Source organism: Stenotrophomonas sp. PS02300 (genome assembly GCF_029959395.1).
GTDB classification, from domain to species: domain Bacteria; phylum Pseudomonadota; class Gammaproteobacteria; order Xanthomonadales; family Xanthomonadaceae; genus Stenotrophomonas; species Stenotrophomonas maltophilia_AD.
In genome coordinates, this window is record NZ_JASCOP010000073.1 from 1 (window position 1) to 20,258 (window position 20,258).

Here is a 20,258-nt window from a genome sequence, read left to right on the forward strand (position 1 = left end):
CCGCCGCCCGGCGGGCCCCCCCCGGGCGCCCCGATCCGCTCCACCCCGGCACGCCCCGGGTTTCGTATTCCCCGTCCATATCCCCCCAGACATAGACCCACGCCATGAACGATCAGATCCCCGCGCCGCAGACCCCCGTCGACGAGAACAGCCTCATCGCCGAGCGCCGCGCGAAACTGACCGCGCTGCGCGGGCAGGGCATCGCGTACCCGAACGATTTCCGCCGTGAGGATTTCGCTGGCACCCTGCAGGGCGAGTTCGCCGATGCCGAACAGTGGACCGCCGAAGCGCTGGAAGCCACCGACCGCCAGGTCAAGATGGCCGGCCGGCTGATGGCCAAGCGGGTGATGGGCAAGGCCAGCTTCGCCCAGATCCAGGACGAATCCGGCCGCATCCAGCTGTTCCTGCAGGGCAGCACCCTGGGCGATGCCTACACCGCCTTCAAGGGCTGGGACGTGGGCGACATCATTGCCGTGGAAGGCGGGCTGACCCGGACCAAGACCGGCGAACTGTCGGTCAAGGCCACCAGCATCCGCCTGCTCACCAAGTCGCTGCGCCCGCTGCCGGACAAGTGGCACGGCCTGGCCGACGTGGAGCAGCGCTACCGCCAGCGCTACGTGGACCTGATCGTGACCCCGGAGTCGCGCGAGGTGTTCATCAAGCGCTCGCGGATCATCCGCGCCATGCGGGCCTGGCTGGACAACCGCGACTTCCTGGAAGTCGAAACGCCGATGATGCATTACATTCCCGGCGGCGCCACGGCCAAGCCGTTCACCACCCACCACAACGCGCTGGACCTGGACCTGTACCTGCGCGTGGCCCCGGAGCTGTACCTCAAGCGCCTGGTCGTGGGTGGCCTGGAGCGCGTGTACGAGATCAACCGCAACTTCCGCAACGAAGGCGTCAGCACCCGGCACAACCCGGAATTCACCATGATGGAGCTGTACGAGGCCTACGCCACGTACAACGAAGTGATGGACCTGACCGAAGGCGTGATCCGTGACGTGGCCAGCAAGGTGCTGGGCACCACCACGGTGGAGTGGGACGGCGCCACCATCGACCTGGCCCCGGCGTTCCGCCGCTGGCGCATGGATGAAGCGGTGCGCCACCACAACCCGGAGATCAGCCTGGCCGACTGCACCGACCGCGAGGCGCTGCTGCGCCATTGCGAGCGCCTGAAGATCCGGGTCAAGCCGTCCTACGGCTGGGGCAAGCTGCTGCTGGAGATCTTCGAAGCCACCGTCGAGCACACCCTGGTGCAGCCGACCTTCATCACCGACCACCCGGTCGAGGTGTCCCCGCTGGCCCGCGCCAACGACGACCAGCCCGGCTACACCGACCGCTTCGAGCTGTTCATCAACGGCAAGGAGCTCGCCAACGGCTTCTCCGAGCTGAACGACCCGGAAGACCAGGCGGCCCGTTTCCAGGCCCAGGTCACGGCCAAGGAAGGTGGCGACGACGAAGCCATGCATTACGACGCCGATTACATCCGTGCGCTGGAGTACGGTATGGCCCCGACCGGCGGCTTGGGCATTGGCATCGACCGCCTGGTGATGCTGCTGACCGGCAGCAGCTCGATCCGCGATGTGCTGCTGTTCCCCTACATGCGTCCCGAAAACTGAGACGTAGGTCCGGATGGCCCCTCGGGGGCCGTCCCGGCGGGCTTCCGCTGCGGTGGCCGGACGCGTATGGTTTCCCCGTGGCCCTAGATGGCGCAATGCGCGCCGGCCATGGAGCATGAGGATGGGACGGGGCATGCGTGACACGCGCATCACACTGTGACCACGATCATGAACTGGGGAATCGTGACCGGAGGTGGTCCCATGCAAGGTGCCGGTATGCAGAGCGGCGGGGTATCCTTACCGCAGCATGTGCCAGTGTGGTCCAGGAAGACGACGGAATCAGCCTTGAATATTGTCATCGTTGACGATCAGACGTCCGCGCGCACCATGCTGCGGCATGTCATCGAGGACATCGCGCCGGAATTGAGCGTGCATGATTTCGGCGACCCGCTCACCGCCCTTGCCTGGTGCGAATCGCACGGGGTGGACCTGCTGCTGCTCGATTACCGCATGCCGGAAATGGACGGGCTGGAATTCGCCCGGCGTTTCCGCCGCCTGCCCAAGCACCGCGACATTCCGGTGATCCTGATCACCGTGGTCGGCGACGAGCCGATCCGGCAGGCGGCGCTGGAAGCGGGTGTCATCGATTTCCTGGTCAAGCCGATCCGCCCGCGCGAGCTGCGCGCGCGCTGCTACAACCTGCTGCAGCTGCGCCAGCAGTCGGAAAACGTGAAGCAACGCGCGCTGTCGCTGGAACAGCGGCTGCTGGCCAGCATGCACGAGGTCGAGGAACGCGAGCGCGAGACGCTGTCGCGGCTGGCCCGCGCGATCGAGTTCCGTGATGCCGGCACCAGCGCCTATCTCGAGCGCATGGCGCACGTAGCGGGGCTGATCGCCGAGCAGCTGGGGCTGCCGGAAGAAGAAGTCAAACTGATCGAGATGGCGGCGCCCCTGCACGACATGGGCAAGATCGCCATTCCCGATGCCGTGCTGCTCAAGCAGGGCAAACTCAACGACGAGGAGCTGGCCATCATGCGCCGGCACCCGCGTATCGGTTACGAGCTGCTCAGTGGCAGCCAGAACCGTTTCATCCAGGTCGGCGCGTTGATCGCGCTGCGCCACCACGAACGTTACGACGGCAGCGGGTATCCCGACGGTCTGGTCGGTGAAGCCATCCCGCTGGAAGCGCGGATCGTGGCCGTTGCCGATGTCTTCGATGCCCTGATCTCGCCGCGCCCATACAAGGAAGCATGGACGATGGAAGCCACCCTGGCCTATCTGTACGCACAACGCGGACGCCTGTTCGACCCGCGCTGCGTGGACGCGCTGCTGCGCGGCCGCGTGCAGCTGGACGATATCTGCGCGCAGCATTCCGTTGCGTCCTCCCGCCCGGGGATGTGACATGGCCGGTCTGTTCCAGGTGTTGAAGCAGCGGTTTGGCGCGCTCCCGGGCCTGGCGCTGCTGAAGCGCCAGCTAAGCAACCGTCCCGACAGCGAACATGGCCAGGCGATCGTACGCATCGTCCTGATCGTGCTGATCCTGGGCTACGTGCTGATGCCGGGGGTGCGCAACGATCTGCCGCACCACCAGTACCAGGTGGTGCTGGGCATCGTGCTGACCGGGCTGACGCTGTCGGTGCTGCTGTTCTCGTGGCTGCTGGCGCGCCCCGGCCGGTCGGACCCGCGCCGGGTGGCCGGCATGCTGGCCGATTACGGGCTGATCGCGGCCGGCATGGTGCAGATGGGCGAGCCGTTGTCATGGGTCTACATCGTGGTGATGTGGGTCACGGTCGGCAACGGCATGCGCTACGGCAACAAGTACCTGTACACCGCGGTGGGCATGGCGCTGGTCAGCTTCGGGGTGACCGTGCTGGCCACCGGCTACTGGCAGGCCAACGCGCGGCTGGGCTTCGGCCTGTGGCTGGGGCTGGCGGCGGTGCCGCTGTACTTCGCCACGCTGCTGCGCCAGTTGACCCATGCCATGGACGAGGCGCGCCGCGCCAGCGAGGCCAAGAGCCGTTTCCTGGCCAACATGAGCCACGAGTTCCGCACCCCGCTCAATGGCCTGTCGGGCATGACCGAGGTGCTGGCAACCACTACGCTGGATGAAGAGCAGCGCGAGTGCGTCAACACCATCCAGGCCTCTTCGCGCAGCCTGCTGGCGCTGGTGGAAGAGGTGCTGGACATCTCGGCCATCGAAGCGGGCAAGCTGCGGGTGGTGGCCGAAGACTTCTCGCTGGACGACGTGGTGCAGTCGATCGGCCTGATCCTGATGCCGCAGGCACGCTTGAAGCGGCTCGATTACCAGGTGAAGGTGGCCGCCGGTGTGCCGCGCCTGCTGCGCGGTGACCTGGGCCACCTGCGCCAGATCCTGCTCAACCTGGCGGGCAATGCGGTCAAGTTCACCGAACACGGCAGGATCGAGATCCGGGTGTCGCAGGTGGGCGAGGAAGGCCATGGCCAGGTCCGGCTGCGCTTCGACATCCTCGACACCGGCATTGGCGTGGGTCCGGAAATGCGTTCGCGCCTGTTCCAGGCCTTCGAGCAGGCCGACGTCAGCCTGGGCCGCCGCCACGAAGGCAGCGGGCTGGGCACCTCGATCTCGCGCGGGCTGGTGGAAGCGATGGGGGGGCAGATCGGCTATGCCGAGAACCCGCCGCAGGGCAGCTGCTTCTGGTTCGAACTGCCGTTCGCATTGCCACCGGTCGTGGCCGGCGAGTTCACCCCGGCCGTGCTCGGCAACGGCCTGCAGGGTGCGCAGGACAATGTAATCGCTTTCGCTGACCCGTTCCTGCGCCACCGCGCCCGCGTGCGCAGCATGAAGGTGCTGGTGGCCGACGATCACCAGGCCAACCGGCTGGTGCTGCAGCGGCTGCTGCAGAAGGCAGGGCACAAGGTGGTCTGCGTCAACGGCGGTGAAGCCGTGCTCGATGCGATGGCCGAGAGCGACTACGACGTGGCCATCGTCGACCTGCACATGCCGGGCATGAGCGGGCTGGACATGCTCAAGGAGCTGCGCGTGCTGCAGGCCGGTGGCGCCCCGCGCACGCCGGTGCTGGTGCTCAGCGCCGATGTCACCCCCGAGTCGATCCAGCAGTGCACCCAGGCCGGTGCGCACACCTTCTTCGGCAAGCCGGTGGTACCGGTGAAGCTGCTGGACACGCTGGCCGAGATTGCCGCCAACGATGGCCTGAAAGCCCGTACCGCGGTGGTGCCGTCCACGCCGGTGGCAGTGGGCGTGCTCGATACCGGCGTGCTCGATGAACTGGCCGCGCTGGGCATGGGCGAGGGCTTCGAGCAGGAGTTCATCCGCCAGTGCCTGGCCGACGCCACGCAGTGCGTGGGCGTGGCCATGGAAGCGGGCGAACGTGGCGACTGGGTGCACCTGCGCGAGCAGGCGCACGCCATCAAGGGCGTGGCCAGCAACCTGGGCTTGGTGCGGGTGGCTTACCGTGCCGGCGAGGTGATGCACATGGCCGACTGGCAGCTCAAGAGCGAGTGGCGCGAGCGGATGAAGCTGATCCGCACGGCGGTGAAGGAAGGCAAGCAGGCGCTGGAAGAACGCAGGCGCCCGGGTGCTTCCTCCACGGACGACGGCGGCATCGACATGCGTTGAAAAAAAGCCCGGTTCCTACCGGGCTTTTTTACTGGAACCCCCTGCTTGCGATGGCGCAGTTACGCGGCATCGGACTGGGCACGACGGGTCTGCGCCTTGATCAACCGATCCATGGTGCGCAGCGACTTGTCTTCCAGGGCCAGTGCCGAATCCACCCAGATCTTGGTGATTTCCAGCAGTTCGTCATAGCCCACCGCCTGGGCCAGGTTGCGTGCAGCGTTCATCGCCAGGTAGGTGCGCGGGGTGCGCTGCTGCTGGCGGATCAGGTCTTCGGCGGCCTTGATGCCCTGGCCCTTGGGCACCAGCACGTCGACCACGCCCATGGCGTACATCTCTTCGGACGAGTAGACGCGGCCTTCCAGGATGATCTTCTCGGCCAGCTGCGGGGCTACGCGGCGGCACAGGAACGAGTACGCGCCCATGCCCGGGAACAGCCCGAACAGCACTTCGGGCAGGCCCATGCCACAGCCTTCCTCGGCAATGATGGTGTGGCAGGCCAGCGCCATTTCCAGGCCGCCGCCCAGTGCGTCGCCCTGGATCAGCGCGATCGAGCGCACGTCGCCACCGAAACCGGTGTGCAGGTGGTGCACGCCTTCCACGCAGCGCTGGGCATAGGCGAGCAGGCGGTCGCGGTTGCCTTCGCGGATCAGCTGGGCGAACAGGGCCAGGTCGCCACCCAGGTTGTAGGCGGTGGCATCGGAGGCCAGCACGAAGTGGCGCAGGCGGCCACTGTTGCGCTCGGCCGGGGACAGCGTGATCTGGCTCATGACGCTCCACATTTCATCGAGCATGTCCTTGCGGCAGCAGGGACGGATGCCGGTGGCGGCATCGGCGTGCATGAAGAGCCAGTGGGCGGCGTCGTCGGGGGTCGACTCGGTGCGGATGGTCGCGTAGCCGCGGGAATACGGAAGCTTTTCGATGGATTGCATGGTGATTGCCTCGGCGGGGTTGGCCTGCAGGGAGGACGGTGGGCGGCAGGCCGGACGGGTCCACACGCCGCGATCCTACACCGCCAACCCGGGCCGGAATGCAAACGCCCTGCATAATGTCCGCGGCCGCCCGGAATACCGGCCAGAATCTCGTTCAGCCTTATGCCGCAAGGGAATCCAGCGATTCACATCGCGCTGCGCGGAAGGGGGACACGCTGACGGGTCAGCATAGGAATTGGATGAAACTGTTATCCGGGGATGATCCGCTCGAAGATCGCCTGCATGGCCCGGTAGTCGACTCGAACGCCATCCAGATTCGCCTGGATCCATTCGGCTGTGTCTATGGCTGACCAATCCAGCGAATGACCCGCACTCAGCGCCAGCTGTTCGAACAGAATGCGTTGGACGCGCCCGTTTCCCTCGCGGAATGGGTGAATCATATTGAGTTCGCAGTAATGCTCGGCCAATTTGCTGCAGAGGGCATCCCGACCAAGCCCTTGCAGCCACCCATCCTTGTCCATGGCATCAAAGCAACGTCGCGCCTCTGTTTCGATCCGGACATGGGTGCAGAACCGCGTGCTGCCCTTGGAAATATCCACGTTCCGTAGTTCGCCGGCCCAGTCTTACAGGTCGGCGAACAGCGCTCGATGAATGTCCTGGAGAGACTGCAGGCTGTACGGCGGGGGCGAGTATTGGATGCTTCTATGCGTAACGGCCGTGATGTCGCGCTCGGCCGCTTCCAGAATGTCCATCCGGGTAATGCCCAGTTTGTTCTTCAAAACGCCTGAGCCGCCAATGCAGTACTTGTCGTCTACATCGTCATACAGGTCCATCTCAGCGCTTTCGATACCTGTTGAGGACAGTCTGCAGGGTCTCCGCAGGCTTCGACTTGCGCATGTCTATGCCCTCGAGCCGGGAGCTGTGATGAAAGTTGCGTGTGCGCGTGGCCTGGTACAACGCGGCAGGGTCGCGGGCGGCAGCCACAAGCGTGGCAACGGCGTGCGACAGGGCTGCCTCCGGATCCGCGGCGGGGATCCGGACCGACGTTACGCTCATCAGGACGGTCGACAGCTTGGCTCTTGCCGCCTCGGAGACGGGGTGCGGACCGGGGGAGCTGATGGACGGATCACTTTGAATGACCGCCTGGAGATCTCCAACGAAGCGGTAGAGCGTCTGCCAGCTGCGCGGCGCGATTGTCAGGCCAAGCAATGCGCTGAGTGACGTTTTCAGCACATTGAAGTGCCCCAGCATTCTCAAGTCGGACGGGGTCGCGACTGACAGGATGTCTGCGATGGTGAGAGATGTGGAAGCAGTTCGATGCATCTGCGCGGGTCCTGCTCGGAGGTGGCAGCTTTTCCAGCCGCAGCCAGCAATAGGCTGCCGGCTGCGTGCGTTCACGGATTCAATTATACCGCCAGGCCCCGGTCGACGCTTTCCATTGGCAGAAAGCAGAACGCCCGCGAGGCGGGCGTTCTGGTAGTGCTTGATGCCGGCAGTTACGCGGCGGGTGTGTCGCGCAGTTCGCGGCGCAGGATCTTGCCGACGTTGGTCTTCGGCAGTTCCTTGCGGAACTCGACGATGCGCGGATGCTTGTAGCCGGTCAGGTTGGCGCGGGCGTGTTCCTTGACCATTTCGGCGGTCAGGTTCGGGTCCTTCTTGACGATGACCACCTTGACGATCTCACCGGACTTTTCATCCGGCACGCCGACGGCCGCCACTTCCAGTACGCCGGGCATCATCGCGATGACGTCTTCGACTTCGTTCGGGTACACGTTGAAGCCGGACACCAGGATCATGTCCTTCTTGCGGTCCACGATGTAGAAGAAGCCGTGCTCGTCCATGCGTGCCATGTCGCCGGTGTGCAGCCAGCCCTCGGCGTCGATTGCCTTGGCGGTTTCTTCCGGGCGCTGCCAGTACCCCTTCATGACCTGCGGGCCACGGATGCACAGCTCGCCGACGTCGCCGGCCGGCAGGGTGACGCCGTTGTCGTCCTTCACGCAGGCGTCGGTGGACGGGATCGGCAGGCCGATCGCGCCGTTGTACTCGGCCAGGTTGAGCGGGTTGATGCAGGCCGCCGGCGAGGTCTCGGTCAGGCCGTAGGCCTCGACCAGGGTGATGCCGGTGGTCTTCTTCCAGCGCTCGGCCACGGCACGCTGCACCGCCATGCCGCCGCCCAGGGTGACCTTGAGCGAGGAGAAATCCACCTCATCGAAGCCGGGGGTGTTGAGCAGGCCGTTGAACAGCGTGTTGACGCCGGTGATGGCGGTGAAGCGGGTGGACTTGAGCTCCTTGACGAAGCCCTTCATGTCGCGCGGGTTGGTGATCAGGTGGTTGCAGCCACCGAACTTCATGAAGACCAGGCCGTTCGCCGTCAACGCGAAGATGTGGTACAGCGGCAGGGCGGTGATGATCCACTCCTTGCCCATCTCGATGCCCGACGCGGAGATCCACGCCGAGGCCTGCTGCATGTTGGCCACCAGGTTGCGGTTGGTCAGCATGGCGCCCTTGGCCACGCCGGTGGTGCCGCCGGTGTACTGCAGGAAGGCCACGTCGTCGTGGTCCAGCTCCACCTTCGGCAGGGTGTGGCCGCTGCCCAGCTTCAGCGCCTGGTTGAAGCGGATCGCACCGCGCAGGGTGTAGTTGGGCACCATCTTCTTGATGTACTTCAGCACGAAGTTCACCACCACGCCCTTCAGGCCGAGCATGTCGCCCAGGCCGGTGGTGATGACCTGCTTGACCTGCGTATCGGCGATGACCTGCTGCACGGTGTCGCCGAAGTTGTCCACCACCACCAGCACGGCGGCGCCGGAATCGACCAGCTGGTGCTTGAGCTCGCGGGCGGTGTACAGCGGGTTGACGTTGACCACGGTCAGGCCGGCGCGCAGCACGCCGAAGGTGGCCACCGGGTACTGCAGGCAGTTGGGCATCATCAGGGCGACGCGGTCGCCCTTCTTGAGCTTCAGCTCGCCCAGCAGGTAGGCGGCGAACTGCTCGACCAGGGCGTCGGTTTCACCGTAGGTGAGGACCTTGCCGAAGCTGGAGTAGGCGGGACGGTCGCGGAACTTGGCCACCGACGTATCGAACACGGCCGACACCGAATGGAACTCGTTGACGTCGATTTCGGCGGGCACGCCGTTGGGATAGCTCTGCAGCCAGGGACGTTCCAGACTCATTATTCCCCCTCCAGGAAACGTTGATGGTGTGATGCTGACGGAGAGTATCCGTCGTTTCGGTCCCCGGCAGCATACCGGTCCGAATGGAAAACGCGAAGAACCTGTGAACATCGCGTGCAGGGGGCGTCGAAACGCCCCCTGCACGGGGGAGGGGCCGGGGCCGGCTCAGCGGGCCGCCAGCTGGCGCAGCACGTACTGCAGCAGGCCGCCGTGCTTGAAGTACTCCACTTCCTTGGGGGTGAGCAGCATCACGTGGGCCTGGAAGGTCTTGGCGGTGCCGTCGGCCTTGGTGGCGGTGACGGTGGCGGTCTTGCTGGCGCCATCGGCCAGGCCGGTGATGTCGACCGTTTCCGAGCCGTCCAGGCCCAGGCTCTGGGCGTTTTCGCCGGCCTGGAACTGCAGCGGCAGCACGCCCATGCCGACCAGGTTGGAGCGGTGGATGCGCTCGAAGCTTTCGGCCATCACCGCCTTCACGCCCAGCAGGTTGGTGCCCTTGGCCGCCCAGTCGCGCGAGGAGCCGGTGCCGTACTCCTTGCCGGCGAAGACCACCAGCGGCACGCCCTCGGCCTTGTACTGCATGGCCGCATCGTAGATGGCCAGCTTCTGCGGCTCGCCGCCCGCCTTGGGGAAGTACAGGGTGTTGCCGCCTTCCTCGCCGCCGAACATCAGGTTCTTGATGCGGATGTTGGCGAAGGTGCCGCGCACCATCACATCGTCGTTGCCGCGGCGGCTGCCGTAGCTGTTGAAGTCGGCCGGTTGCACGCCGCGCTCCTGCAGGAAGCGGCCTGCCGGTGAATCCTTCTTGATGTTGCCGGCCGGGGAGATGTGGTCGGTGGTGATCGAATCGCCGAACAGGCCCATCACCCGCGCCCCGTGCACGTCCTCGATATGGCCGACCTGCATGGTCATGCCGTCGAAGTAGGGCGGGTTCTTGATGTAGGTGGAGCTGCCATCCCATTCGTACAGGTCGCCATCGGGCGACTGGATGGTGTTCCAGCGGCTGTCGCCCTTGAACACGTCGGCGTAGTTCTGCTTGAACATCTCCGGGCCGATGGTGGCGGCGATGACATCGCCGATTTCCTTGTTGCTCGGCCAGATGTCGCGCAGGTACACCGGCTGGCCATCGCTGCCGGTACCCAGCGGCTCGGTGGTCAGGTCGATGTCGGTGGTGCCGGCGATGGCGTAGGCCACCACCAGCGGTGGGCTGGCCAGGTAGTTCATCTTCACTTCGGGGTGCACGCGGCCCTCGAAGTTGCGGTTGCCCGAGAGCACCGAGGTGACCACCAGGTCGCCACTGGCGATGGCGGCGCTCACTTCGGTGGGCAGCGGGCCGGAATTGCCGATGCAGGTGGTGCAGCCGTAGCCGACCACGTAGAAGCCGACCTTTTCCAGCTCGGTGAGCACACCGGCCTTCTCAAGGTAGTCGGTGACCACGCGCGAGCCTGGGCCGAGCGAGGTCTTCACCCACGGCTTGCGGTCCAGCCCCTTGGCCGCCGCGTTGCGGGCCAGCAGGCCGGCACCGATCATCACCGCCGGGTTGGAGGTGTTGGTGCAGGAGGTGATGGCGGCAATGACCACCGCGCCGTCCTTGAGCCGGTAGCGGCTGCCGTCATGCTCGACATCGGCATAGCCCTTGGCCAGCTGCTCGTTGCCGACCGCCGCGCCGCCGCCTTCGTTGACGAACTTGGCGATATCTTCGTTGCGCTTGTCGCGGTTGGTGGTCAGCCCGCCCAGGTTGTCGCGGTAGTTCTGCTTGACGTCTTCCAGCAGCACGCGGTCCTGCGGGCGCTTGGGGCCGGCCAGCGAGGGCTTGACCTCGCCCATGTCCAGTTCCAGCGTGGCGCTGTAGCTGGCGTGGGCGGTGTTGGCGTCGTGCCAGAGGCCCTGGGCCTTGGCATAGGCCTCCACCAGTGCGATCTGTTCCTCGCTGCGGCCGGACAGGCGCAGGTAGGTCAGCGATTCGTTGTCGATCGGGAAGATGCCGCAGGTGGCGCCGTATTCGGGGGCCATGTTGCCGATGGTGGCGCGGTCGGCCAGCGGCAGGTGCTGCAGGCCTTCACCGAAGAACTCGACGAACTTGCCCACCACGCCGTGCTTGCGCAGCATCTGGGTGACGGTGAGCACCAGGTCGGTGGCGGTGGCGCCTTCGGGCAGGCGCCCGGTGAGCTTGAAGCCGACCACCTGCGGGATCAGCATGGAGGAGGGCTGGCCCAGCATGGCCGCCTCGGCCTCGATGCCGCCCACGCCCCAGCCCAGCACGCCGATGCCATTGATCATGGTGGTGTGGCTGTCGGTGCCGAATACCGTATCGGGGTAGGCCACCTGCTTGCCGCCCTTCTCGGCGGTCATGACGACGCGGGCGAGGTTTTCCAGGTTCACCTGGTGGACGATGCCGGTGTTGGGCGGCACCACCTTGAAGTTGTCGAACGCCTTCTGGCCCCAGCGCAGGAAGCCGTAGCGCTCCTGGTTGCGCTGGAACTCGATCTTGCCGTTCAGGTCCAGCGCGTCGGGGGTGCCGAACACATCGACCTGCACCGAGTGGTCGATGACCAGTTCGGAGGGAATCTGCGGGTTGATCTGCTCCGGGCGGCCGCCCAGCTTGACCACCGCATCGCGCATGGCGGCCAGGTCGACCACGCAGGGCACGCCGGTGAAGTCCTGCAGGACCACGCGGGCGGGCATGAAGGCAATTTCGATGTCCGGCTCGGCCTTGGGATCCCAGCGCGCCACCGCTTCGATGTGGTCCTTGCCGACGGTGACCCCGCCGTCCTCGTGCCGGAGCAGGTTCTCCAGCAGGATCTTCATCGAATAGGGCAGGTGGGAAATGTCGAACTGCTGTCCGAGCTTCGGCAGGCTGAAGTAGTCGTAGGTGGTGCCGCCGACGTCCAGCTGGCTGCGGGTGGAGAACGAATCGCTCATGCGGGGTGACTCCTCTTGCGGATGGCTTGCAGTGGCCCGTGGGGGGCCTGCTTGCGGTTGCCGGTGTCCCGACGGCCCGGCAGTCGGCGTCAGTATGAACGATTCAGCCGGGCGGCGGTCTGCGGCAGGCTCTCAGGCTACCTATGAATATGTATCGCCGGTGTCATGGGTATGGCAGTGGAAGTATGCCCGGGGAAGTATGTATAATTTGTGCATACTTTGGAGGGCCTACCGATGGAAGCCACCGTTGCAGAACGCGGACAGATCACCTTGCCCAAGGCGGTCCGCGACGCGCTCGGCCTGACCAAGGGCACCCAGTTGAAGGTGGAGCTCGACGGCAGCCGCATCATCCTGCGCAAGAGCGTGGACGATGCCATTTCGCGTGCCCGCGGCAAGTTCGCGCTGGATGGCTTCGAGTCGGCCGAGGCGGCCGTGCTCGCCGTGCGCGACGCGGAATGAGCGCTGCATGATCGCCGTTGATTCCCCGGTCCTGATCGAACTGCTCAGCAACGGCCCCCAGGCCGATGCGGTGGAAGCCTGCCTGCGCCAGAGCCTGGTCGGCGGCCGCGTGGTGATCTGCGGGGTGGTGCTGGCCGAGATCTGCGCCGCGCTGCGCGGCGGGGCCGAGGTGCAGGAAGCACTGGAAGAGATGGGCGTCCGCTTCAGCCCGCTGGAAGCCAAGTCGGCGCTGCGTGCCGGCGAGATGCACCGCCGCCACCGCCAGCGCGGGACCGGCAGGCGGGGCATCGACGATTTCATGGTCGGCGCGCACGCGCTGCTGCAGTGCGACGGCCTGATCACCTGGAACGACACATTTTACCGCGACTACTTCAAGGGCCTGAAGCTGATCGTGCCGCACGCCTGAGCCCGTTACTCAACCGCCGTATTCAACCGAAGTCTTTTCAAAGAATTTCCCGGGAGTTGTCATGTTGGAAGCCTACCGCCACCACGTAGCCGAGCGCGCCGCGCTTGGCATCCCGCCGCTGCCGCTGAGCGCCCAGCAGACGGCCGACGTCATTGAGCTGCTGAAGAACCCGCCGGCGGGCGAGGCCGAGTTCCTGCTCGACCTGCTCACCCACCGCGTGCCGGCCGGCGTCGATGATGCCGCCAAGGTCAAGGCCTCGTACCTGGCCGCCATTGCCTTCGGCAGCGAAACCAACGCGCTGATCCCGCGCGAGCGCGCCACCGAACTGCTGGGCACCATGCTGGGCGGCTACAACGTCGCGCCGCTGGTCCAGCTGCTGGACGATGCCGCCGTCGGCGCGATCGCCGCCACCGCGCTGAAGAACACCCTGCTGGTGTTCGACGCCTTCCACGACGTGCAGGAAAAGGCCAAGGCCGGCAATGCGAACGCCCAGGGCGTGCTGCAGAGCTGGGCCGATGCCGAGTGGTTCACCAGCCGCCCGGAAGTGCCGCAGAGCCTGACCATCACCGTGCTCAAGGTGACCGGCGAAACCAACACCGACGACCTGTCGCCGGCCCCCGATGCGACCACCCGCCCGGACATCCCGCTGCACGCCCTGGCGATGCTGAAGAACAAGCGCGATGGCATCGAGCCGGAAGAAGACGGCAAGCGCGGCCCGGTCAAGTTCATTGAATCGCTGAAGGACAAGGGCCACCTGGTGGCCTACGTGGGCGACGTGGTGGGTACCGGTTCGAGCCGCAAGTCGGCCACCAACTCGGTGCTGTGGTTCACCGGCGAAGACATTCCGTTCATTCCGAACAAGCGTTTCGGTGGCGTGTGCCTGGGTTCGAAGATCGCCCCGATCTTCTACAACACCATGGAAGACGCCGGCGCGCTGCCGATCGAGCTGGACGTGTCGCAGATGAACATGGGCGACGTGGTCGAGCTGCGTCCCTATGACGGCAAGGCCCTGAAGGATGGCCAGGTCATCGCCGAGTTCCAGGTGAAGTCCGACGTGCTGTTCGACGAAGTGCGCGCCGGTGGCCGCATTCCGCTGATCATCGGCCGTGGCCTGACCGCCAAGGCGCGCGAAGCGCTGGGCCTGGCCCCGACCAACCTGTTCCGCCTGCCGATGGACCCGCCGGATACCGGCAAGGGCTTCTCGCTGGCGCAGAAGATGGTCGGCCGCGCCTGTGGCCTGCCGGAAGGCCAGGGCATGCGCCCGGGCACCTACTGCGAACCGAAGATGACCTCGGTGGGCTCGCAGGACACCACCGGCCCGATGACCCGCGACGAGCTGAAGGACCTGGCCTGCCTGGGCTTCTCGGCCGACCTGGTGATGCAGTCGTTCTGCCACACCGCTGCCTATCCGAAGCCGGTGGACGTCAAGACCCACCACACGCTACCGGAGTTCATCTCCACCCGTGGCGGCGTCTCGCTGCGTCCGGGCGATGGCGTGATCCACAGCTGGCTCAACCGCATGCTGCTGCCCGACACCGTCGGCACCGGCGGCGATTCGCACACCCGTTTCCCGGTGGGCATTTCGTTCCCGGCCGGCTCGGGCCTGGTTGCCTTCGCGGCGGCCACCGGCGTGATGCCGCTGGACATGCCCGAATCGGTGCTGGTGCGCTTCAAGGGCACGATGCAGCCGGGTGTGACCCTGCGTGACCTGGTCAACGCGATTCCGCTGTATGCGATCAAGTCCGGCCTGCTGACCGTGGCCAAGGCCGGCAAGAAGAACATCTTCTCCGGTCGCATCCTGGAAATCGAAGGCCTGCCGGACCTGAAGGTCGAGCAGGCGTTCGAACTGTCCGATGCCTCGGCCGAACGTTCGGCCGCCGGTTGCTCGGTGCACCTGAACAAGGAGCCGATCATCGAATACCTCACCAGCAACATCACGCTGCTGAAGTGGATGATCGCCGAGGGTTACCAGGACGCCCGTTCGCTGGCGCGCCGCATCGAGAAGATGGAAGCCTGGCTGGCCAACCCGGAGCTGCTGCAGCCGGATGCCGACGCCGAGTACGCCGCCGTCATCGAGATCGACCTGGCCGACATCCACGAGCCGATCGTGGCCTGCCCGAACGATCCGGACGACGTCAAGACGCTGTCGGACGTGGCCGGTGCGGCCATCGATGAAGTCTTCATCGGTTCGTGCATGACCAACATCGGCCACTTCCGTGCGGCTGCGAAGCTGCTGGAAGGCAAGCGCGACATCCCGACCAAGCTGTGGGTTGCCCCGCCGACCAAGATGGATGCCTCGGAGCTGACCAAGGAAGGCCATTACGGCACCTTCGGCACCGCCGGTGCACGCATGGAAATGCCGGGCTGCTCGCTGTGCATGGGCAACCAGGCGCAGGTGCGCGAAGGTGCGACGGTGTTCTCGACCTCGACCCGCAACTTCCCGAACCGCCTGGGCCGCAACTCCAACGTGTACCTGGGTTCGGCCGAGCTGGCCGCGATCTGCTCGCGCCTGGGTCGCATCCCGACCAAGGAAGAGTACATGGCCGACATCGGCGTGCTGGATGCCAGCAGCAAGGACATCTACCGCTACATGAACTTCGACCAGATCGAGGACTATCAGGACGTGGCCAAGACGGTTGCCGCCTGAGCCTGATCGGCTGATGTGTTGAACGAAAACCCCCGGTGAGAACCGGGGGTTTTTTTTCCTTCAACGCGCGGGATAACGGAACGGCCACGCGTTGTCGGCGTCGTTGCTGCGTTCGGCGCAGACGGCGCGGAAGGTTTTCACGAACGCCTGCTGCAGGCGGGTGGGATGCCAGTCGGCGCGGGTGGTGAGGCCGATGCGGCGGCGCAGGTCGTCGCCGGCGCTGCCGATTTCGCTGAGCAGGCCCGCGCGGCGTTCGATCACGAACTGGTCGCGTGACATCAGGGTAAGCCAGTCGTCTTCCAGCAGCAGGCCGCGGGTGATCAGCACCGAGCCGCATTCGATGCGCAGGCGCGGCGGTTCATGGCCATGCTGGCGGAACATGCGTTCCCAACGGGCGCGCACAGGCGCGCCGGTGGCGGCGATCACCCAGGGAAACGCCAGCAGCCGGTCGAACTCGAGCGGGCCGCTGCCGGCCAGCGGGTGCCCACTGCGCGCGACGATCACCGGGTCATCGTCGAACAGGCCTTCCTGCGCGACATCGCGCACGGGCAGGGTGTCGCGCATCGCGCCGATCAACAGGTCCAGGCTGCCGGCGCGAAGATCGCCCAGCAGTTCCGCGTAAGGGCCTTCGATCACATTGACCGATGCGCCCGGGTGGGCGCGGGCAAAGCGCGCCAGTACCTGTGGCAGCAGGATCGCGCGGGCAAGCGGCATCACGCCGAGCGTGACCTTGCCGCCCTGTTCGGAGCGCAGCAGGGCCACTTCGTCCAGGCCCGCTGCCAGTTCGGACAGCGCCAGCCGCACCAGCCGCAGCATGCGGGTGGCGGCCGGGGTGGTCTGCACGGTCTTGCCGTGGCGTTCGGTCAACGGCGTTTCAATGGCGATGCCCAGCTCGTGCACGGCGCGGTAGATCGCCGGCTGGGAGATGCCGGCGCGCGCTGCGGCCAGGGTGAAGCTGCCGGCGTCGTCCACCGCCACGAGCGCGCGCAGCTGCCCGAGCGTGACGCGTCGCTCAACGGCAGGCAACGCAGGCAGGCGCTGTGCGCGCCGTGCCACCCGCACGCCATCGGCGATGTAACCCAGTGCGCGCTCGATGCGGGGCACCAGCAGTCCCGCTGCTTCCGTGGGTGCCATGCCGCCGGGCTGGCGGTCGAACAGGGGTGCGTCCAGTTGGCTCTCCAACCGCGCGATGGCTTGGGTCAGTGCCGGCTGGGAGAGATTCACGTGTGGCGCGGCGGCGCTGATGCCGCCGTGGTGGTGCACCGCGACCAGCGCATGCAGATGCTTCAGGTTCAGCTCGAAGGGCCGGTTCATGGATAAACTATAACCAAACCCAATGGCTGTTGCGGAAATCGATCTTGAGGGGTGGGCGCTGGCGGACAAGACTGCATCATCGTCATAGAAGGATGGATGGATGTCCCGCGTCGTCACCCGTGTCGAACGCGCCGTTGCCGGCGCACTCCAGGTCCTGGCCCAGGCAGGCGTGGCCACCGCGCATGAGTCGCAGGGCCGCAGCGGCCTGCTGCACCCGCGGCTGCGCCCGATCTACAGCGGCGCCCGCATTGCCGGCAGCGCCATCACCGTGTCGGTGCCGCCCGGCGACAACTGGATGATGCACGTGGCCATCGAGCAGCTGCGCGAAGGCGATGTGCTGGTGGTGGCGCCGACCAGCGACTGCACCGACGGCTACTTCGGCGACCTGCTGGCCACCTCGGCGCAGGTGCGTGGCTGCCTTGGGCTGGTGATCGATGCCGGCGTACGCGATGTGCGCGACCTGACCGCAATGGGCTTCCCGGTCTGGAGCCGGGCGATCCATGCGCAGGGTACGGTCAAGGAGACGCTGGGCTCGGTGAACGTGCCGGTGGTCTGCGGCGGTGCGCTGGTCCACCCCGGCGACGTGGTGATCGCCGACGATGACGGCGTGGTGATCGTGCCGCGCGCCGATGCGGTGCGGGTGGCGGCAGAATCGCAGGCGCGCGAAGCGCGCGAGGCGGAGAAGCGCGAACGCCTGGCCAAGGGCGAGCTGGGCCTGGACATCTACGCGATGCGCGAACGCCTGGCGGCCAAGGGCCTGCGTTATGAGTAAGGGCGTGCCGGCCATGTGGATGCGCGGTGGCACGTCCAAGGGCGGCTACTTCCTGGCCGCCGAGCTGCCGGCCGATGCGGCCGCGCGCGATGCGTTCCTGTTGCGCGCGTATGGCTCGCCGGACCCGCGCCAGATCGATGGCATGGGCGGCGCCGACCCGCTGACCTCCAAGGTCGCGGTGGTATCGCCCTCCCGCCACCCCGGCGCGGACGTGGATTACCTGTTCCTGCAGGTGTTCGTCGACCAGGCCGTGGTGAGCGATGCGCAGAACTGCGGCAACCTGCTGGCCGGGGTCGGGCCGTTCGCCCTTGAACGCGGGCTGGTGCAACCCACCGGCGAAAGCACCGATGTGCGCATCTTCATGGTGAACACCGGCAAGGTGGCCACCGCCAACGTACAGACCCCCGGCGGCCAGGTGCGCTACGACGGTTCGGCGCGGATCGACGGTGTGCCGGGCACGGCGGCGCCGATTCCGCTGACCTTTGCCGACATCGCCGGCTCCAGCTGCGGCGCATTGCTGCCGACCGGCAACGCGGTGGATGTGATCGACGGGGTGGAGCTCACCCTGATCGACAACGGCATGCCCTGCGTGGTGCTGCGCGCCAGCGACGTGGGCGTGAGCGGGTACGACGACCGCGCCACGCTGGATGCCGACGATGCGTTGAAGGCGCGCCTGGAGGCGATCCGTCTGCAGGCGGGGCCATTGATGAACCTCGGCGATGTCAGCGCGCAGTCGGTGCCCAAGATGATGCTGGTGGCGGCCCCGCGCGACGGTGGCGCGATCTGCGTGCGTTCGTTCATCCCCCACCGCTGCCACGCCTCCATCGGGGTGCTGGGCGCGGTCACCGTAGCCACGGCCTGCCTGCTGCCCGCCTCAACGGCCCATGCGCTCGCGGCGGTGCCCGAAGGCAGCCGCCTGCAACTGGACATTGAACACCCCAGCGGAAGCACCGGCTGCGTGCTGGAGCGCGACGCGCACGGGCAGGTGGCCGCTGCGGCCATCCTGCGCACCGCCCGAAAGCTGTTCGACGGCGTGCTGTTCGACTGAATACGCACGACGTCTCTATTCTTGTGACCTGGGAGGGTTGTTATGACTGTTGTTGAGAAGCGGCAGGGCCGCTTCGGCGTCTTTGGCCAGTTGTGGTTCCAGGTGCTGGCCGGCACCATCATCGGCGTCGTACTGGGTTGGCTGCAGCCGGACTGGGGTTCGGCGATGAAGCCGTTCGGCGATGCCTTCATCAAGCTGATCCGCATGATGATCGGCCCGATCATCTTCGTGACGGTGGTGCACGGCATCGCCGGCATGCGCGACATGCGCAGCGTGGGCCGGCTCGCGCTGAAATCGCTGATCTATTTCGAGGTGATCACCATCCTGGCGCTGATCGTCGGGCTGGTTGCGGTCGATCTCTGGCAGCCCGGCGCCGGCATGAACATCGACCCGGCCACCATCGACATGGCCAGCATCCAGGGCTACGTGCATACCGCGCACGACCAGTCGATCGTGTCCTACATCATGGCGATCATTCCCAACACGCTGGTCAGTGCGTTCACCGAGGCGCACGTGTTGCAGGTGCTGTTCGTGGCGGTGCTGTTCGGCGTGGCGCTGGCCTCGATCGGTGAGCGCGGCGCGCCGGTGATGAAGGTGATCGAAGGCACGTCGTCGGCACTGTTCAAGATCATCGGCTACGTCATGTACTTCGCGCCGATCGGCGCGTTCGGTGCCATCGCGTTTACCGTGGGCCAGTTCGGCGCGGGGTCGCTGCTGTCGCTGGGCGAGCTGATCATCGAGTTCTTCGTGGTCTGCGCGGCATTCACGGTGTTCGTGCTCGGCGCGGTGTGCTGGTGGACCGGCGCCAGCCTGTGGCGGCTGCTGGCTTACCTGCGCGATGAAATCGTGATCGTGGCGGCCACCACCTCCACCGAAACGGTGCTGCCGCGCCTGATCGAGAAGATGAAGAAGCTGGGCTGCGAAGAAGGCGTGGTCGGCTTCGTGATTCCGGCCGGCTACTCGTTCAACCTGGATGGCACCTGCCTGTACCTGACCACGGTTGCGCTGTTCCTGGCCCAGGCGACCAACACCGAGCTGACCGTGTGGCACCAGCTGGGGCTGATCGCGGTGCTGCTGCTCACGTCCAAGGGCGCCGCCGGCGTGGCCGGGGCAGCGTTCGTGGTGCTGGCAGCGACGCTGGGCACCACCGGCACCATCCCGGTGGCCAGCATCGCGCTGATCCTGGGCATCCACCGCATCCTGGCTGAAGGCCTGACCTTCGTGAACCTGGTCGGCAACGCGATTGCGGTGCTGGTGATCGCCAAGTGGGAAGGCAAGCTGGACGAGAAGGTGATGGCCGCGCAGATCGGCACCCGCCGCGCCCGCCTGCGCCACCTCGGCGTGCGCGAAGCCTGACCGACGCGCCGCGGGGGGGCCGCGGCGCCCCCCGCAAGCCTTGAATCCCCGGCCCCC

At 66.3% G+C, this 20,258-nt stretch carries 15 protein-coding genes and 1 pseudogene; 9 read left to right on the forward strand and 7 right to left on the reverse strand.

Going from position 1 to position 20,258, the window contains the following annotated elements; genetic code table 11:
- Positions 1–104: 104 nt before the first annotated feature.
- From lysS to QMX79_RS13475, 3 genes are all read left to right on the forward strand, one after another.
- Positions 105–1,622 carry a lysine--tRNA ligase gene (gene lysS, locus QMX79_RS13465; RefSeq protein WP_282247200.1) on the forward strand — a complete coding sequence of 506 codons (1,518 nt, stop codon included), beginning with the start codon at positions 105–107 and terminating at the stop codon, positions 1,620–1,622.
- A 201-nt stretch (positions 1,623–1,823) separates the two neighbouring features.
- Positions 1,824–2,963, forward strand: a complete 1,140-nt coding sequence (locus QMX79_RS13470) for a two-component system response regulator (protein WP_282247201.1) — start codon at positions 1,824–1,826, stop codon at positions 2,961–2,963.
- A 1-nt stretch (position 2,964) separates the two neighbouring features.
- Entirely contained in the window at positions 2,965–5,178 is a 2,214-nt protein-coding gene (locus QMX79_RS13475) for an ATP-binding protein (protein ID WP_282247202.1), read from the forward strand.
- A gap of 59 nt (positions 5,179–5,237) precedes the next feature.
- Here the strand turns inward: QMX79_RS13475 and QMX79_RS13480 are convergent, their stop codons facing one another.
- The 6 genes and pseudogenes from QMX79_RS13480 to acnA form a co-directional block, all read right to left on the reverse strand.
- On the reverse strand, positions 5,238–6,107 hold the full coding sequence (locus QMX79_RS13480; protein WP_282247214.1) for a crotonase/enoyl-CoA hydratase family protein: 870 nt from the start codon (positions 6,105–6,107) through the stop codon (positions 5,238–5,240).
- Positions 6,108–6,355: 248 nt separating this feature from the next.
- Positions 6,356–6,709: pseudogene (locus tag QMX79_RS13485) on the reverse strand (Fic family protein); the annotation flags it as partial.
- Positions 6,710–6,730: 21 nt separating this feature from the next.
- Positions 6,731–6,940, reverse strand: coding sequence for a hypothetical protein (locus QMX79_RS13490; RefSeq protein WP_282247203.1), 210 nt, complete (start codon positions 6,938–6,940; stop codon positions 6,731–6,733).
- A 1-nt stretch (position 6,941) separates the two neighbouring features.
- Positions 6,942–7,430: a YhfG family protein gene (locus tag QMX79_RS13495; protein ID WP_282247204.1), complete on the reverse strand. Its 489-nt coding sequence runs from the start codon at positions 7,428–7,430 to the stop codon at positions 6,942–6,944.
- A gap of 173 nt (positions 7,431–7,603) precedes the next feature.
- Positions 7,604–9,280 carry a long-chain fatty acid--CoA ligase gene (locus QMX79_RS13500; protein WP_282247205.1) on the reverse strand — a complete coding sequence of 559 codons (1,677 nt, stop codon included), beginning with the start codon at positions 9,278–9,280 and terminating at the stop codon, positions 7,604–7,606.
- Positions 9,281–9,445: 165 nt separating this feature from the next.
- Positions 9,446–12,199 (reverse strand): aconitate hydratase AcnA, encoded by a 2,754-nt coding sequence (acnA, locus tag QMX79_RS13505; RefSeq protein ID WP_282247206.1) that lies wholly within the window; start codon positions 12,197–12,199, stop codon positions 9,446–9,448.
- Positions 12,200–12,433: 234 nt separating this feature from the next.
- On the opposite strand from acnA, the gene QMX79_RS13510 reads away from it, so the two are divergent.
- The 3 genes from QMX79_RS13510 (at position 12,434) to acnB (ending at position 15,711) form a co-directional block, all read left to right on the forward strand.
- Complete coding sequence (locus tag QMX79_RS13510) at positions 12,434–12,658, forward strand: AbrB/MazE/SpoVT family DNA-binding domain-containing protein (protein WP_282247207.1); 225 nt, start codon at positions 12,434–12,436, stop codon at positions 12,656–12,658.
- 7 nt (positions 12,659–12,665) lie between these two features.
- Positions 12,666–13,064, forward strand: coding sequence for a type II toxin-antitoxin system VapC family toxin (locus QMX79_RS13515; RefSeq protein ID WP_282247208.1), 399 nt, complete (start codon positions 12,666–12,668; stop codon positions 13,062–13,064).
- 61 nt (positions 13,065–13,125) lie between these two features.
- On the forward strand, positions 13,126–15,711 hold the full coding sequence (gene acnB, locus QMX79_RS13520) for a bifunctional aconitate hydratase 2/2-methylisocitrate dehydratase (RefSeq protein WP_282247209.1): 2,586 nt from the start codon (positions 13,126–13,128) through the stop codon (positions 15,709–15,711).
- A gap of 60 nt (positions 15,712–15,771) precedes the next feature.
- Here acnB and QMX79_RS13525 read toward each other — a convergent pair whose 3' ends face one another.
- Complete coding sequence (locus QMX79_RS13525; RefSeq protein WP_282247210.1) at positions 15,772–17,025, reverse strand: LysR family transcriptional regulator; 1,254 nt, start codon at positions 17,023–17,025, stop codon at positions 15,772–15,774.
- A 100-nt stretch (positions 17,026–17,125) separates the two neighbouring features.
- On the opposite strand from QMX79_RS13525, the gene QMX79_RS13530 reads away from it, so the two are divergent.
- Genes QMX79_RS13530 through dctA form a run of 3 tightly spaced genes read left to right on the forward strand, consistent with a single transcriptional unit; the run spans position 17,126 to position 20,201 of the window.
- Complete coding sequence (locus QMX79_RS13530) at positions 17,126–17,797, forward strand: 4-carboxy-4-hydroxy-2-oxoadipate aldolase/oxaloacetate decarboxylase (protein WP_282247211.1); 672 nt, start codon at positions 17,126–17,128, stop codon at positions 17,795–17,797.
- Positions 17,790–18,845 (forward strand): 4-oxalomesaconate tautomerase, encoded by a 1,056-nt coding sequence (locus tag QMX79_RS13535; protein ID WP_282247212.1) that lies wholly within the window; start codon positions 17,790–17,792, stop codon positions 18,843–18,845. The genes QMX79_RS13530 and QMX79_RS13535 overlap by 8 nt, the downstream gene beginning before the upstream one ends.
- A 42-nt stretch (positions 18,846–18,887) precedes the next feature.
- Complete coding sequence (gene dctA, locus QMX79_RS13540) at positions 18,888–20,201, forward strand: C4-dicarboxylate transporter DctA (RefSeq protein WP_282247213.1); 1,314 nt, start codon at positions 18,888–18,890, stop codon at positions 20,199–20,201.
- Positions 20,202–20,258 lie beyond the last annotated feature (57 nt).